The following is a 15,667-nucleotide window of genomic DNA, read 5'->3' as shown; positions in this document are numbered from 1 at the left end:
CCCGCCTCAGCGGGGACCGAGGGTGATGGCGGCCGGCTCGCTCAGCTCCGTCCAGCCCGCGGACGGTGGGCCGGCCGCCGCCAGCGGCTCCAGGGCCCTGCGCTCGGTGGGCACCACGTCCGCACCGACCAGCGGGCCGAGGTCGAGTCCGGTCAGGTCCGCGAGGTCGGCGACCGGTACCTGGAAGGTGCGGTACGGGCCCAGCGGCGGGACGTTCCCCACCGCGAGCGCCCGACCGGTGGCGGTGCTCAGCTCGGCGTCGGTGAGCAGGGGCGACTGGTCGAGCAGGAACCCCGCCGAGCGCAGGACGCGTTCGCCGTCGACCTCCGTCACCCAGGCGGCGGCCTTCCAGAACCGTCGCGGCAGGGGGACGCCACGGTAGACGGGGTCGGCGTCGGCGAAGACGCAGCCGGTCAGCACCACGACCCGGTGGTCGTGGGCGTCGGCGAACGCCAGGACGTGGTCCTCCAGCCCGTTCCACAGGCTCTTGGACTGGTTGAACTCGTCGACCTGCGGGGCGGCGTTGGTGTAGACGAACGTCGCCTCGCCGGCCTCGCGCGCCTCCTCCTCGGTGCCCCACATCGGGTCCAGGCGGCGCACGAGGTGACCGCGGTCGAGGACGTTGTGGTGGTACAGGTCGTTGTCGGCCTGCTCCGCGGGCGGCGCCTGGGGGTCGAGCCGCCACGACCCGGAGCGGGCCAGCGGCTGCAGGCGGGCGCCGTCGATCATGCAGGCGGTGGCGACCGCCAGCCGGCGCCCGGAGTGCAGCAGCACGCTGAAGTGAGGGTGGTCGAGCCGGCGCAGCTCGGCCGGGTCGGGCCCGCCGTCGGCCGGCACCGGCAGCGGGACGCGCAGCCGGTCGTCGCGGTCGAGGAAGCAGGCGTCGTACCCCGTCATGCCGTCGAGCCAACCACGGTCCGCCGTCGGACGCTCACGATCCGGTCGTGTACCCCGTCAGGCCCCGGGGGGACCACCGCAGCAGGTGCCCCGACGCCGCCAGCTCCAGGCCCCAGCCGTCCGCGGCCAGCTCGGTGGACCACAGGTCCTCCCCCGTCCGGACGTCGACGGCACGCCACCGGGAGACCACCCGCTCGCCGGTGTAGGTGGGCACGACCACGGCCACGACGGCGCCGTCGGTGAAGGCCGCCTCGAGCTCACCCGTCCGGCCGCCGTCCTCCAGGGCCGTGAACTGGGTGACGACGTCGTCGCGCACCCAGCGCACGGTGCCGTCGGACCGGTCCAGCCCGAGGACGCGGTCCTGGACGTCCAGGACGACGGCGACCTCCTCGGTCCGGGCCAGGAACGTCTGCGTGTTCACGTCCGCCGTCCACAGCTCCTGACCGTCCTGGTCCAGCGCGACCGTGCGGGCGGCGTGGGCGACCAGCTGCTGGCCGCCGCCCCCGCCCACGGTGGACAGGGGTTCGAGCAGCCTCCCCTCCACGGTGTACCAGTGCTCGCCGTCCGGACCGAGGACAGCGTGGTCCCACACCGGCAGGTTCCAGACGCCGGAGGAGACGACGAAGCCGCCGTCGGCGAGCGGCCGGACCCGGCGCACCGTGCCCGCCTCGTCGTCGCCGTCGTCGTCCGGCAGGTCCAGGCGCTTCCCGTCGGGGGTGACGTAGGCGAGGATGCCGCAGCCGGCGACCCCGATCAGCTGCTGGCTGACCGCGTAGTCGAGGGTGGCCCGCCGGTCGACCTGCGCGTTGCGGCCCCCGGTGTCCCAGCTGACGCACTGCGTGGCGTCGCGGACGGTCCCGAAGGGCACCGTCGTGGCCCAGCGCTCCTCGTCGGTCACGGCGTCCACCGCCCGCAGCTGCAGGTCGTACCCGTCGTCGATGTCGCCGAGGACGGTGAGGTTCGTCAGCGGGTCGCCGCGCAGCTCCACGTCGACGTCGTCCGGGTCGCCGGTCCACGTCGCCGACACCAGGGTGCCGCGGGGTCCCGGCACGAGCAGGTCGTGCTCGCCCTCGACGGTGCGGCGCACCAGGACGCTGCCGTCGTCCTCCACGACGGTGACGTCCACCGCGTCGTCGGTCGTCCCGGCGACGCAGACCACGAGCTCCGCCGGTCGCAGGTCGACGGTGTCGCCCCAGATCGCCAGCCCGGGCCCGCAGCTCGCGTCGGTCGCGGTCAGCTCGACCGTCCACACGGGCTGACCGGTCCGCAGGTCGACCCCGACGAGCTCGTCGTGGTGCAGCAGGGCGGCCACGTCACCCTCCATCGCGATCAGTCCGCCGGTCAGCCCGATGCCGCCGACGTCCTCGTCGAGGCGCCAGGACTCGAACGGCGGACCGGACAGGTCGCTCACCCCGCCCGCCGCCGCCCGCAGGTCGTCACCGCGCCACCGGTCGACGACGCCCTCGACCACGACCACCGCGGCGAGCGCGACCACCGCGGCCACCGGCACGCCCCACCGCAGCAGACGGGGCCGGTCGGCCCAGCGCCGTCGGGCACCGGCGAGCAGGGCGGGGGGCTCGGCCTCCGGGGCGGTACCCGGCTCGGGTTCCTCCGTGACCCGTCGGTCCGCAGGGTGCTGCCCGGCCTCGGACCCGTCCTCGGGCACGAGGTCGAACGTGAACGCCCCCTGGGGGGCACCGCGTCGTCGCCCCACCCCTCGACGTTAGCGCGGTTCGAGCATCTTCACCGCAGCGATCCTCGGCCAGGCGGCGAATCCCCCGCCGCCCGGGTCGAGCTCGTGGAGCAGCAGGTGGCCGTCGACGGCGGTGACCCACGGCAGCCCGTCCCCGTCCAGCTCCGTCCGGCGGGCCTCCCCGGTGGCGAGGTCCACCGTCACCAGGCTGCCGGCCCAGGTCGGACCGCCGTCGAGGCCCTCCACGAGCGCGACCGTGACCCGCTCACCGTCGGTGACCGCCGAGGTGGGTTGGACCCAGCGACCGTCCGGGGCGGGGTGGACGAGGTCGACCCGCCACCGCTCCGACCCGTCGGCGTCGTCGAGCGCCACCAGCTCCGAGGACGCGTCGGTCGCCACCACCGTCGTCCCGGCCACGCGGGCGAGCACGTCCGGGTCGCCCCCGAGCTCCGCCTCCCAGCGGACGGCGCCGTCGTCGCCGATCCCGACGGCGGTGCTGAGCTCGCGGACGGCGACCAGCTCCGGCTCGACCGGCCCCACCTGTGCCGCGGGGACGCGGACTCGACCGCCGAGGTCCTCCCGCCGACCTTCCTCGGCGGTCACGAGCACGGTGCCGCCCCGGGGGCCGGGCACGACGTGACCGCCGCCCGGGAACGGCTCCACCACGCCGAGGCCCTGCAGGTCGGCGAACGAGACACCGGTGACGTCGGCCACGTCGAGCGGCGTGCCGTCGGTCGCCAGCCCGGTGCCGCCCTGGCACATCTGGTAGCCCACGACCGACGGCGTCGCGACGGGCTGCCGCACGCCCCACAGCTCGATCCGGGTGGTCGCCGGTCGCGGTCGTCCCTCGGCGTCGGCGCTGAACCACACGCAGTCCTGCAGCGACATCGGCCAGCGGTTCGCCGTGCTCTCGGCACGCACCTGCCCGGTGAGCGCGTCCTCCATCCGCAGCGTCGCCGCACCCAGGCCGTTCGGGTCGATCTCCTCGACGAGCTGCTGGGTGGTCGGCGAGTTCTCGACCGTCCGACGGCCGGGCAGGTCGATCACGTGCTCGACCACGGCCAGGCCGCCGGCGGCGGCCGGCGCGACCCGCACGTGCTCGCCGCCGTAGACCTCCGGGTCCAGGACGCGGTCCCCGACGACGGCACCGTCGGCGTCCAGGACCGTCACGGTGCGCTCGCCGTCGTCGCCGTGCACGCACGTCAGGGTCGTGCTCGGCATCGTCCACTCGACCCCGCTGCTCAGCCGCGGTCGAGGGCCGCACTCCAGGTCGGGTCCGAGCGCGGCACGCCACACCTCACTGCCGTCGGCCGCGTCGTGCACGACCAGCGTCCGGTCCTCGACGAAGGCCAGCCGGCCGCCGTCGAGCACGGCGACCACCCCGGACCCGTCCCGGCTCCACGCCTCGGTGAGCTCGCCCGCGAGGGAGAGCACGCCACCCGGTGCCGCCCGCAGCCGCTCCGACTCGAGGTGGGCCGCCGCCGCCCCGCCGGCGACCAGTCCGCCCACCAGGACGAGGACCGCGCCGCCACCGACACCCGCCGTCGCGCGCCGTCGACGCGGGGACGCCGCCCGCCACCACGCCGCGGCACGCTCGAGCCACCCCGGCCGCGGCGGCTCCGGCGTCCTCGCCCCGCCGTCGTGCCCTGCGCCCTGCTCGACGGCGTCGCCGGACGTGTCGGCGGAGACGTCGAAGGAGACCATCGCGTCGTCGCGGCGCCGCACCATCACGCCCCGCCCTCGCCGGGAGCGAGCACCCGCAGCCCCACCACCGGCGTCGTGGCGTCGCCGAGGAGCACCTCGTCGGCCGGCAGCTCGGGCACGACGAGGTGGCCGTCGACGGCCAGCACCGTGCGCGTGGCGACGTCCCGCACCCGCGGGGCCACCTCCTGCCCGGTGCGCAGGTCGAGCGTGAACAGCGACAGCTCGGCCGTGGCCTCGACCGAGACGTCCATCAGCACGCCCGTCATCCGCACGCCGTCGGTGACGGCCGAGAGCACGTACCGCCGCGGTCCGGCGTCCGGGGCCAGCCGCCACCGCTCGGTCCCGTCGGCCGCGTCGTAGCCGACCAGCTCGTCCCAGCCGCTGACCACCACGAGGTCGTCGGTGCGCACCAGGACGCGGGGGCTCTCCCCCGGCGCGCTCCACCGTTCGCTCCCGTCCTCGGCGAGCAGGACGACGCGCTCGGCGCCCTCCACGGCGACGTACCCGTCGCCGGCGGTCCCGTCCGTCGCGGGCACCTCCAGACGCAGGCCGGGGACGTCGAGGACCGGCTCGCCGTCGTCGGCGAGGAGGCTGCTGCCCTCCCCGGCCGGCACGACGAAGCGCTCGTCCGGGTACGGCTGGCGCACGGACTGCCGCGGCCACGTCGTGGCGAGCGCGGACCGGTACCCCAGGGGGACGCCCGTGTAGGTCGCGGCGCCGTCGGCGGCGCAGCCCGCGAAGCCGACCATCGTCGGCGTCCCCAGCGTCGCGCCGAGGTTCAGCGTGGCCCGACCGGCCGTCCCCAGGCCGGAGGAGTCGACCTCGTCCTCCCCCAGCGTGTAGCAGTCGACGCCGTGCGCCCACGGCAGCTCGACCAGGTCCAGGGTCTGCCGACGCTCCCCGGTCAGCGCGTCCTCGAGCCAGGTCCGCGTGCCCCCTCCGTCGACCTCCATCTGGCTCAGCTCGGAGAACATCTCGTCCGGCGTGGCGAAGGTGAGCCGTTCCGGCAGGTCGGTGTCGTGCTCGGTGACGGCCAGCGCGCCGTCCGCCGCCGCGACCACCGACCGGGCCCGGCCGCCGTACCGCTCGGCCGCCAGCCCGCGCTGCCCGACGACGGCACCGTCGGCGTCGAGCACCGTGACGGCACGGTTCCCGGCCCGGCCGTGCACGCACGTCACCGTCTCGACGGGCACCGTCCACTCCGCGACGCTGTCCAGCCGCGGCCGGGGACCGCACTCCACCGCCCCGGTCAGGGTGACCTCCCACCGTTCGGCACCGGTGGCGACCTCCCGGGCGACGACCCGGGGCCCCTCGGTGGTGACGATCCCGCCCGCGGGCAGCACGGCCGCGATGCTGCTGACGTCGGCGCTCCAGACCTCGGTGAGCGGCCCGTCCAGGGAGAGCACCCCGCCCGGGGCGGTGCGCAGCCGCTCGGCCTCGACGTGGTTCGCCAGCGTCGACGCCGCCACGGTGCCGCCGGTCAGCACCACGGCCGCGCCGGCGACGAGCGCGGTCGCCGTGCGGCGCTGGCGCCGCGTCGCGGCCCGCCACCAGCGGCGGACCCGGTCGCGCCGGGGCACCGCGGCGACGCCGTCCGCCCGCCCGTCGCCGGTGCGGGCGGCGTCGTCGACCCCGTCGTCGGCGTCGTGGGAGACGTCGAAGGTGACGACGTCGTCCCGGCGTGGTCGGCCCATACCGTGAATCTAGTTCGCCAGGCCGACGAGTGCGGCGTCGGAGGTCTCGACCTGCACCCCGTCGACCGTACGGATGTACCCTCCGCCCATCGCGTCGGCGAGGACGACCCGCCCGTCGATCACCGTCACCTGCCCGTAGCGGGCGTCGTACGCCTGGTTCCAGCGGGTGCGACCGTCGGCGAGGTCGAGGGCGACGAGGTCGGTCTGCGGGCCGCCGGACACGGTCACCAGGACGATCTCCCCGTCGGTGGCCGCTGCCCCGACACCCCCCTGCTCGGTCGTGACCACGTCGTCGCGTGTCCACCGGATCTCCCCCGTGCCCAGGTCGACGGCCTGGACGCTGCCCTCCGGGACCATCGCGAGAACCGCCGTGCCACCGGCACGCGCCAGGTACCGCGGAAAGCCCGCCACGTCGATCGTCCACAGGCGCTCCCCGGCGTCGTCGACGGCGGACAGCCGATCGGACCCGACGAACACGAGGCGCGGCCCGCCCGGTGCGTCCAGAGCCGGCGGCGGGAGCACGGACCCCGGCACCACGGCCTCCTCGGCGCCGGAGGCGTCCAGCACGCGCGTGCTCTCGTCGGCGGTGTACTCCAGGAACCCGCCGTCGACCGACGGCACGCGCATCGCCTCATGGCGCTCGCCGTCGGGGGTCACCGTCACCGACCGCCCGCACACGTCGAGCCGGACGGCGAAGCCCCAGGCCCACAGCGAGGGGTTGACGAACACCCGGTCGCGACTCGTACCCGTGCCACAGGATGCGAGGTCCTCCGCGCGGACCACGAGCGTCTCCTCGGCGCGGACCTCGCCGGTCAGCACGTCCTCCACCCGGACGGTCGGGTCCTGCCAACGGCCGTCGGCGCGGGCCTGCGCCAGGCCGGCCTCCAGATCCTCCCCGTCGAGCGTGAGCTCCCGCGCGCCGCCCTCGAGCACCGCGACGGTGCCGTCCCCCGCCGGGAGGACCTGCGGTGCACCGTCGACCCAGGCACCCCGCTGCCCGTGGTTGGCGACACCGAGCTCCCGGTCGCCGAGCACCGTGCCCGAGGCGTCCAGCACGGTGGCGGTGCGCTCCGGCGTGCCGTGCACGCACACGAGGGCCTCGAGGCCGGTGGAGAGCAGTCCGCGCAGGTTGTCCGGGCCGCACTCGACGAGAGCCCCCAGCTCGTGGCGCCACACCTCGTCCCCCGTGGCGACGTCGACCCCGAGCACGTCGGTCCCGTCGCGCGTGACGACGACCCCGCCGGGCAGCACCGCGACGACGCCCTCGTCGGTCTCCACCCGCCAGGTCTCCTCCAGCGGGGCGGACAGGTCCGCGACGCCGCCCGGCATCTCTGCCATGTGCTCGGCGTGCGCGGCGTCGGACCGCGCGTCGAGCGCCGCGACCCCGGCCGCCGTCCCGACGACGGCGACCGCGGTGACAGCGACGATCCCGGCCCGCAGCCGCCGGGGTACGGCCCGCCAGCGCTCCCGGACGGGTCCGGCGACGCGACGGCCGAACCAGCCGGGCTCGACGGGCTCGCCGGCCGACCCGGCAGCAGCACTCGTCCCTGCGTCTCCTGGCCCGTCCTCGTCCGGGACCAGGTCGAACTGCACGGGATCACGTCGTCGAGCCATGTCCGGCAATCTATCTCTCATGATTGCCCCAAGAAAGTCCCCTGACTAGCCCTGGGGGCGCAGCGCCTGCCGCCAGGACACGCGACCGCCGGTCTGCAGCAGCGAACCGCGGAACGCGCGCTCCGAGACGAGCAGCGCCGCGGCGGCGAACGCGGCCAGGAGCAACAGCGCGATCACCGGCTCCCACCACGCCGCGTCCCCGGCCAGGATGCGGGCAGGCATCGCCACCACGGAGGCGATCGGCACGTACGACAGCACGGTCAGGAACGTGCCCGAGGCCGTGAACGTCACGAAGTACACACCCATGACCAGGAACGTCATCGGGGTCGCCGTGTACTGCAGGTCCTCGGCGCGGCTGGCCAGGGCACCGGCCACGGCGTACAGCGCCGCCAGGGCGAGGAACCCGACCGCGAAGAACACCACGAACCAGATCAGCGACGTCGACAGCGCGGGCAATGCCATCGACACCGGGCTCGCCGAGACCGCGACCAGCCCGACGCCGGCGAACAGCAGGTTCTGCCCGACGGCGATCACCGAGCTGCCCAGGATCTTGCCCGCGAGGAGCTGGCGCAGCGGCACCGCCGTCGCGATGATCTCCACCAGCCGCGACTGCTTCTCCTCGACCACCGAGCTGGCGATCATGTTGCCCGACGTGATCGCCCCCGCGAAGAACAGGAACGACAGGGCGAACGTCGCGAAGAACAGCGCCTGCTCGCCGACCGCGTCCGGCTCGAGGGCCTCGGTGGTCAGCTCCGCACCGGCCGACAGCTCGGCCACCGACGTGCCGGCGGCCTCCGCGTTCGCGGCGACGACCTGCTGCTCGACGGCGGTGGCCACGTACCGCTCCAGCGACCCGCCGGGCTCGCCCTGGCCGGCCAGCACCCAGCCGTCGTCGCCCGGGTGCAGCCAGGCGTCGGCGTCGCCGGACTCCAGCGCCGCGCGCGCGGCGTCCGCGTCGGCGACCTCGAGCACCTCGACCTCGCTGTTGCTGCCCTCCGCCTCCGCGATCTCTCCGGCCGACGTGGCCGCGGCGACGGCCGCGCTGTCGGCGCCGCTCACCGCGACGGTGGAGGTGTCGACCCGGTTGGCCTGCCAGGCGAAGAAGGCCGCGAGCGCCGCGATGACGACCAGCGAGGTCACGAGCCCGATGACGAACGCCTTGTTCATCACTCGCGTGACGATCTCGCGCTGCATCACCAGACGCCAGGCGCCGCGGGTGCTGTCGTCCGGGGGCTCGGGCGACGGGCTCGTCGCGAACCGGGCCTGTTCCTGGGTGGACGTGGTCATGAGGTCACCTCGCGGTAGATCTGGGCCAGGGAGGGGCGGACCGGGGAGAGCTCGTGGACGGCGCCGCGCTCGAGCGCCGCGGCGAGCAGGCGCTGGGCGGCCGCGTCGTCGGCCAGCTCGAGCAGCGCCGTCGGACCGTCCACGTCGACGGCGTGCACGCCGGGCACTCCGCGGACCCAGCCGGCGTCGCCGTCGAGCACCAGGCGGTGCCGCAGCGTGCCGGTCTCCTGCAGCTCGGCCGGCGTGCCGTCGGCGACGACCCGGCCGCCGCGCAGGATCACGAGCCGCTCGCAGAGGCGCTCGACCAGGTCGAGCTGGTGCGAGCTGAACAGCACCGGGACCCCTCGGGCCGTGTGCTGGCGCAGCAGGTCGACCATGTCGTCCACCGCCGTGGGGTCCAGCCCCGAGAAGGGCTCGTCGAGGATCAGCGCGCGCGGCCGGCCCATGAGGGCCGCCGTGATCTGGACGCGCTGCTGGTTGCCGAGGCTGAGCTTCTCCACGTGGTCGCGGGCGCGCTCGCCGAGCCCCAGCCGCTCCAGATGCTCCATCGCCTCGGCTCGCGCCGTCGCGGCGGGGATGCCGCGCAGCCGGGCCAGGTAGACGAGCTGGTCGAGCGCCGGCTGCTTGGGGTACAGGCCGCGCTCCTCGGGCATGTACCCGAACGTGCGCCGGTCCGCGCGGGTCACGGGGGCGCCGTCGAACAGCACCTCCCCGGAGGTGGCCGCGAGGACCCCCATCATCATGCGCATCGTGGACGTCTTGCCGGCGCCGTTGGAGCCGACGAACCCGGTGAGCATGCCGCCCCGGGCGGCGAAGGAGATGCCGTCGACGGCCCGCAGGTCGCCGAAGGTTCTGGTCAGGTCCCTGACCTCGAGAGTGGACATGGATCTCACGCTACGCAGGGCGGTGCGTCGGCGGATCCGCCGCGAGAGGGATTCGCGCGGGTCCACCCCGCGGGCGACGACGCGAATCGTCAGGCATCACCGTCGGACGGCTGACGCAGCACGTCGTCGCTCGCTGCTGACGTCGTCCGCGGTCAGCGTTCGGCGACGGATGCCTGACCGGGCACGTCGCCGTGTCCACACCCTGTGGACGACCGGTCCGGGGGATCCCGCCGGCTGGTCTGCTGGGACGGTGCCCTCCCCACCGCTCGTCGTCCCGGACCGCGCTCACCGGATCGCTTCCCGGCAGGAGGGACTGCTCTCGATCGACCAGTGCCGGTCGTCCGGGGTCACCCGCCAGCAGGCGGCACGCCTGGTCGCCCAGGGGCGCTGGAGCCGACCGGTCCGCGGTGTGTACGACGTCGGCGTCGGCGGGGACCCGGCACGGGACCGGCTGGACCGTGCTCGCCGCCGGGCCTCCCTGCTCGGGCCGCTGGCATGCCCCGGCACGGTGGCCACCGGCGTCGCCGCGCTGGTCCTGCACGGCGTCCACGGCGCACCGCCCGACGTCCGGCCCGAGGTCACGGTCCCGGACGGGTCGGCCCGCCGGGGCCCCGACCCGGTCCGCGTCCGCCGGCTGCGGCTCCGCCGCTGGTCGGAGGTCGACGGCGTCGCGTGTGCCCTCCCGGAGGACGCGTTGGCCCAGGCGGTCCCCGCCCTGCCGCGGTACCGCGCCGTGGCGATGATGGACTCGGCGGGCCACCGCGGCCTCGTCTCGCGCGCCGGCCTCGACCGGGCCCGGGAGAAGTCCGGCGACCTCGTCGGGGCGGCCGCGCGCCGGTCCTGGTGGGACGAGTGCGATCCCCGGGCAGAGTCGCCGGCCGAGACCTGGGCACGCCTTGGCTGCGTCGACGCCGGCGTCGCGCCGGACGCGCTGCAGCTCCGGCTGGTCACGTCGTCCGGGCTGGTCGTGGCCCGGGTCGACCTGGCGTGGCTGCTCCCCGGCGACAGCGCGCTCCTGGTCGAGATCGACGGTCGTGACGTCCACTCCCGGCTCGACGCCGTCGTCGCGGACCGCGCCCGGCAGAACCGGATCGCCGGCCGACGGACGCTGGTACGCCGCTACACCGGACGGGACGCCTGGGACGGCACCGTCGCCCGGGAGGTGGCTGCCGTCCTGGCCGCGGAGGGCTGGTTCCCGCAGCGTCCCCCGGTGGACCACCGGTTCGTCCTGCCGTCGTGAGGTGACCGCCCCGACGTCGCGGCGGGTCAGGTATCGGGGCCGGACGGCCGACCGGCGACGCCGTCGCGGCCACGAGGCGACGGGGCGGGTCAGGCATCACCGGCTGATGGCTGACCGGCGACGACGCCGTCAGGCGCTCCCGGCCAGTCCGTGCTGGTGGACGTAGACGACCGCCTGGACCCGGTCGCGCAGGTGGAGCTTGCCCAGGACATTCGACACGTGGGTCTTGACCGTCGCCTCGCCGAGGAACAGCTCCTGGGCGATCTCCGCGTTGGACATCCCCCGCCCCACCAGCACGAGCACCTCGCGCTCGCGGGCGGTCAGACGGTCCAGGTCCGGGGCCGACGGCGGCACGCCGGTACTCCGGGCCGCCCCGGTACCCGTCGTCGTCCCGGTACCCGTCGTCCCGCCGGCGACCATCCGCTCCACGACCCGCCGGGTCACCTGCGGCGACAGCAGCCCGTGCCCGTCGGCGACGGTCCGGACCGCCTCGACGAGGTGGTCGGCGTCCGCGTTCTTCAGCAGGAACCCGGACGCCCCGGCGGCCAGGGCGTCGAAGACGTAGGCGTCGTCGTCGAACGTCGTCAGCACCAGCACGCGGGAGAGGTCCTCGGCGACGATCCGCCGGGTCGCCTCGATCCCGTCCATGACGGGCATCTGCACGTCCATGAGCACGACGTCGGGACGCAGTTCCCGGGCCGTGGCGACCGCCTCGACGCCGTCCGACGCCTCGCCGACCACGTCGAGGTCGTCCTCGACGGCGAGGATGAGGCGGAAGCCCGACCGCACCAGCCGCTGGTCGTCGACGAGCAGCACCGAGGTCATGCCGGGTCCTGGGGCAGGGGCAGTCGCACGCGCACACGGTAGCCGCCGGTCACCCGGGGGCCGATCTCGGCCACGCCGTGATGGGCCGCCACGCGCTCGCGCAGCCCGATCAGGCCGAGCCCGGTGCCGGAGGACCCGGGCCGCGTCCGCCCGTCGTCGAGCACCTCGACCTCGGCGAAGCCGGCCGACCCGCCCGACCCGGCCGTCCCGCCCGACCCCGCCGCCCCGGCCGAGGGGCCGGATCGCCGGTCGACCCGGACGGTGACCGAGGCCGTGCGGGCCGTGGAGTGCTTGCGCACGTTGGCCAGTCCCTCCTGGACGGTCCGGTACAGGCTGAGCGCGACGGGTGCCGGGACCTCGGCGTCGGCCCCGGGCGGCTCGGCGACGAGCGAGAACGCGACGTCGAGGCCGTCGTCGGCCGCCGTCAGCGCCGGGATGTCCGTGAGCCCTGGTCCGGGCGAGCGCGCCCCCGAACCCCCGTCGGGCCCGCCGTCGGACCCGGTCTCGGACCCGGTGTCGCGCAGGGTCCCCACGAGGCCGCGCATCTGGGTCACCGCCTCCCGGGACGCCGACTCGATGGTGGCCAGGGGTTCGGCGGCGAGGACCGGGTCCTTGGCGAGCAGCCGGCGGGCCGCGGCGGCCTGGATCCCGATGACCGAGACGTGGTGGGCGACGACGTCGTGCAGCTCGCGGGCGATGCGCAGCCGGTCGGAGACGACCGCGCGACGCTGCAGCTCGGCCGACTGCCGTTCGATGGTCAGCGCCTGGTGGGCCAGCTGCTGCCGGCGCCGGGCCGCGTTCCACGAGACCTGCCCGATCGCGATCGCGCCGAGGAAGTAGGCCATGTTGACCAGCCAGATGTGGGCGACCATCGCGGTGATCGGGTCGAGGTACCCGGGCGGGTCGTCGAGGAGGCCCCGCGACTCGGCCGCCTGCTGCAGGCCCGAACCGACGGCGAGCTGCCACAGGAGCCACGTGAACATGACCAGCAGGCACACCCCGACCACGACGACCATCGCCTGCCGGTCCCGTGCCCAGGCGACGGCCGAGTAGAGCGCGACGAAGTAGACCGCCTGGAGGACGACCGTCATCGGGATCGACGGCACGGTGAGGCCGAGCACGAGGAAGTGCGTGTAGGCGACCGCGAGGACCATCAGCGGGTAGCGACGGCGGACGACCAGCGGCAGCGCGCCGGCGGCGGAGAGCAGCGCCACGAGCCAGGGCGGGGTCGCCTCGTCGAGCAGTCCCGCCGACCGCGCCACCTCGGAGCCGGCGACGGCCAGGACGACGAGACCGACGCCGAGCCACACGTCGCGCCGGTAGGCCCCGGGAGGATCGGCCGGCGCGCGCTCGAAGTCGGTGTCGAGGCCGAACCACTCGGCGATCAGCTCGGGAGGACGCAGGCGCGGCATCCGTCCAGCGTACGGAGGAGCACCGCGTCGACGCCTCCCCCGCAGGACGGAGAACCCGTCAGGTCCGGCGCGGCGTCGCCGCCGCGCCGGACCTGACGTGGGAGAGGTGGAGCGGGTCGCTCAGTGGTCGTGGTCCTCGTGACCCTCGTCCGCGTGGTCCTCCTCGGAGTGGTCCTCCTCGGAGTGCTCGTCGCCGTGCTCCTCCTCGGAGTGCTCCGCCGTGGGCTCGCCGTAGACGCCGGAGATCTCGTTCGCCTCGACGCCGAGGTCCGCCGTGAGCCAGACCTCCTGCTCGACGAGGTCGACCGCGTGGAGCTGCTGGTTCGCCGGGTCGGTGACGTAGACCGAGCCGTCGAGCGCGAGCACCGTCGGGCGCGGCTGCTGCCAGTCCGTCGGCTCCTCCCAGGAGTCGACGACCGGGATCGAGGCGGTGATCTCGCCGGACTCGGGGTCGATGACCTGCAGGGAGCCGTCGGTGGTCAGGACGAGCGCCTCGCCGTCGTCACCGCGGGCCAGGGAACGGAAGCTGTACGAGCCCGGCAGGTCGACGAGCTGGTGGCTCGCGTCCCGGGTGTCGATCAGGCTGACGCGGGTCGGCCGCTCGAGCTCCGCGTCGGGGTCGGTCTTGTAGTCACCGAGGATGACGGGCGAGGCCTCCGAGCCGGCCTGGTTGCCGATCCGCGAGTAGTCGTCGGGCGTGTCGACGGCGGTGAACTCTCCGTCGGCGTGGACGACGGCGCCGTTCTCGCAGCCGACGACGACGGCCTCGCCCTGGGCGACGGACTCGCCGTGCACCCCGGGGCAGTCGTCGTACACGGCGATCTCCTCGCCGTCGTGGTCGAGGACCGCCACGCCGGTGCGCTCGTCCTCGGTGCCCACGGAGACGAGGATCGAGCCGTCGCTCAGCGGCACGGCGACACCGTGGTGGGCCTCGGGGAGCTCGAGCGCCTCGACCTCCGCGTCCGCGTGCGCCACCTCGAGCGAGTCCACGAGGTCGACGTGGGCCGTGTCGTCATCGAAGAAGGCGGTCGTGCCGTCGTGGGAGACGACGTGGCCGGGCTTGGTGGCCTCGTAGGTGACGTCCGTCAGCTCCGGCGAGGCCGTGTAGTAGTGGAAGTGCTCGCCATGGCCCTCGCCCCAGGTCCCGGTGTCGAGCAGCCGGAAGCCACCGGTGGTGGACACCGCGACGTGGCGTCCGTCCCCGGCGGGGTTGAGTCGGTTGAAGCCCTCGAGGTCGACGTCGCCGACCTCCTCGAGGGTCATCGCGTCGAGGACCTTGATCCCGCCGTCGTAGGTGACGGCGATGCGGGCGGTGCGGGACTGGACCTCGGTGGGCCCCTCCACGCTGTCCGCGGTGTCCTCGGTCTCGGCGGCGGTGGGGTCGCCCTCGGCGGCCGGCTCCTCGACGCTGGTGCCGCAGGCGGCCAGCAGACCGAGGGGCAGCGCGAGGGCGAGCGCCGTGGCGGCGCGGGATCGGGTGGTCATCGAACTTCTTTCCTCGTCGGGGACGACGCCGGGAGGCGGCACGGCGCCGGGAGCAGCGAGGGCGCCACGGGACGCCCGTCGCGAATGAGAACCATTCGCGTTCATGACCTGCAGTCAACCACGGATGAGAACGGTTATCAAACAGTGCGCGTCAGCCGCGGGAACGCTGCACGCGACCGGCCGCGAGGCTGACGATCATCGCCACGAAGACCACGAGGTACACCTGCCCGACGATCGCCTCGCTCGTGGCGAGGAGCCGACCCACCGGCGTCACGGCCGCGAGGTCGCCGTACCCGAGCGTCGTGATCGTCGTCAGCGAGAAGTACATGAACGACGTCGTCGGCTGCTCCGTGCCGAAGAAGGGAGACTCGGTGAGGTTGTCCACCGTGAGGAACGCGTAGTAGTACATCAGCGAGATGAGCAGGTAGGCCGACACGGCCCCGAGCACCGTCGCGAGGGTGACGATCCGGTGGTGCACCAGCCGCCGCACCACGACCACGGGAGCCAGCGCCGCGATGAGGAGCAGCAGCGGGGGCGCGGACGTCACGGCGTCCGAGGTGTCGAGCAGGAGCACGATCACCAGGGACACCGCGACCAGCACGCCCAGCACGACGTAGGCCCACCGCCGCCACCGGGTGCGCAGGCCCGCCGCGCGCAGCGCCAGACCCAGGGTCGCCCCGACCGTGAGCGTCGTCGCCAGGCCGGCCAGCGCCGGGCCGAGCTCGTCACCCGCGGCCCGGATGTCCACGAGCGACAGCAGCGCGACCGTCAGCCCGGTCAGGGCGAGCAGGATCCCGAACCGGTCGATCCAGCGCGAGTGCGGGTCGAACCGGGTGTCGTCACCGGCCGGCGGCTGCGGCTCGCGCGAGATGAAGGCGTCCCGGCCGGCGGGGGCCGGTTCGCGCGGCGGGTCCGGCTGCTCGGGCACGGCG

12 protein-coding genes are annotated in these 15,667 nt (G+C 74.9%); 1 reads left to right on the top strand and 11 read right to left on the bottom strand.

Annotation, left to right across the window (positions count from 1 at the left end):
- Window positions 1-6: 6 nt before the first annotated feature.
- Genes V5O49_RS10045 through V5O49_RS10015 form a run of 7 tightly spaced genes read right to left on the bottom strand, consistent with a single transcriptional unit; the run spans window position 7 to window position 9,773 of the window.
- Complete coding sequence (locus tag V5O49_RS10045) at window positions 7-897, bottom strand: DNA/RNA non-specific endonuclease (RefSeq protein WP_332902104.1); 891 nt, start codon at window positions 895-897, stop codon at window positions 7-9.
- A 34-nt stretch (window positions 898-931) separates the two neighbouring features.
- Complete coding sequence (locus V5O49_RS10040; RefSeq protein WP_332902103.1) at window positions 932-2,611, bottom strand: outer membrane protein assembly factor BamB family protein; 1,680 nt, start codon at window positions 2,609-2,611, stop codon at window positions 932-934.
- Window positions 2,612-2,620: 9 nt separating this feature from the next.
- A complete protein-coding gene (locus V5O49_RS10035; RefSeq protein WP_332902102.1) occupies window positions 2,621-4,318 on the bottom strand; it encodes an outer membrane protein assembly factor BamB family protein in 1,698 nt (565 codons plus the stop codon).
- The gene (locus V5O49_RS10030; RefSeq protein WP_332902101.1) at window positions 4,318-5,988 is read right to left on the bottom strand and encodes an outer membrane protein assembly factor BamB family protein; all 1,671 of its coding nucleotides are present in this window, start codon (window positions 5,986-5,988) and stop codon (window positions 4,318-4,320) included. Before V5O49_RS10030 ends, V5O49_RS10035 begins: the two co-directional genes overlap by 1 nt.
- 9 nt (window positions 5,989-5,997) lie before the next feature.
- Window positions 5,998-7,602, bottom strand: a complete 1,605-nt coding sequence (locus tag V5O49_RS10025) for an outer membrane protein assembly factor BamB family protein (protein WP_332902100.1) — start codon at window positions 7,600-7,602, stop codon at window positions 5,998-6,000.
- Between the two features lie 45 nt (window positions 7,603-7,647).
- Window positions 7,648-8,889 (bottom strand): ABC transporter permease, encoded by a 1,242-nt coding sequence (locus V5O49_RS10020; RefSeq protein WP_332902099.1) that lies wholly within the window; start codon window positions 8,887-8,889, stop codon window positions 7,648-7,650.
- Complete coding sequence (locus V5O49_RS10015) at window positions 8,886-9,773, bottom strand: ABC transporter ATP-binding protein (protein WP_332902098.1); 888 nt, start codon at window positions 9,771-9,773, stop codon at window positions 8,886-8,888. Before V5O49_RS10015 ends, V5O49_RS10020 begins: the two co-directional genes overlap by 4 nt.
- 250 nt (window positions 9,774-10,023) lie before the next feature.
- Here V5O49_RS10015 and V5O49_RS10010 point away from each other — a divergent pair, with 250 nt between their 5' ends.
- Window positions 10,024-11,013, top strand: a complete 990-nt coding sequence (locus V5O49_RS10010; protein ID WP_332902097.1) for a type IV toxin-antitoxin system AbiEi family antitoxin domain-containing protein — start codon at window positions 10,024-10,026, stop codon at window positions 11,011-11,013.
- Window positions 11,014-11,142: 129 nt separating this feature from the next.
- Here the strand turns inward: V5O49_RS10010 and V5O49_RS10005 are convergent, their stop codons facing one another.
- The 4 genes from V5O49_RS10005 to V5O49_RS09990 form a co-directional block, all read right to left on the bottom strand.
- Complete coding sequence (locus V5O49_RS10005; protein ID WP_332902096.1) at window positions 11,143-11,838, bottom strand: response regulator transcription factor; 696 nt, start codon at window positions 11,836-11,838, stop codon at window positions 11,143-11,145.
- A complete protein-coding gene (locus V5O49_RS10000; RefSeq protein ID WP_332902095.1) occupies window positions 11,835-13,250 on the bottom strand; it encodes a sensor histidine kinase in 1,416 nt (471 codons plus the stop codon). Before V5O49_RS10000 ends, V5O49_RS10005 begins: the two co-directional genes overlap by 4 nt.
- Window positions 13,251-13,370: 120 nt before the next feature.
- Window positions 13,371-14,735: a zinc metallochaperone AztD gene (gene aztD / locus V5O49_RS09995; RefSeq protein WP_332902094.1), complete on the bottom strand. Its 1,365-nt coding sequence runs from the start codon at window positions 14,733-14,735 to the stop codon at window positions 13,371-13,373.
- A gap of 151 nt (window positions 14,736-14,886) precedes the next feature.
- Window positions 14,887-15,663, bottom strand: coding sequence for a potassium channel family protein (locus tag V5O49_RS09990; protein ID WP_332902093.1), 777 nt, complete (start codon window positions 15,661-15,663; stop codon window positions 14,887-14,889).
- Window positions 15,664-15,667 lie beyond the last annotated feature (4 nt).

It is taken from the genome of Isoptericola haloaureus, assembly GCF_036689775.1.
In the GTDB taxonomy this organism is placed as follows: domain Bacteria; phylum Actinomycetota; class Actinomycetes; order Actinomycetales; family Cellulomonadaceae; genus Isoptericola; species Isoptericola haloaureus.
The sequence above is the reverse complement of the archived record's forward strand: the minus strand, read 5'-3'. Positions and strand labels throughout refer to the sequence as shown.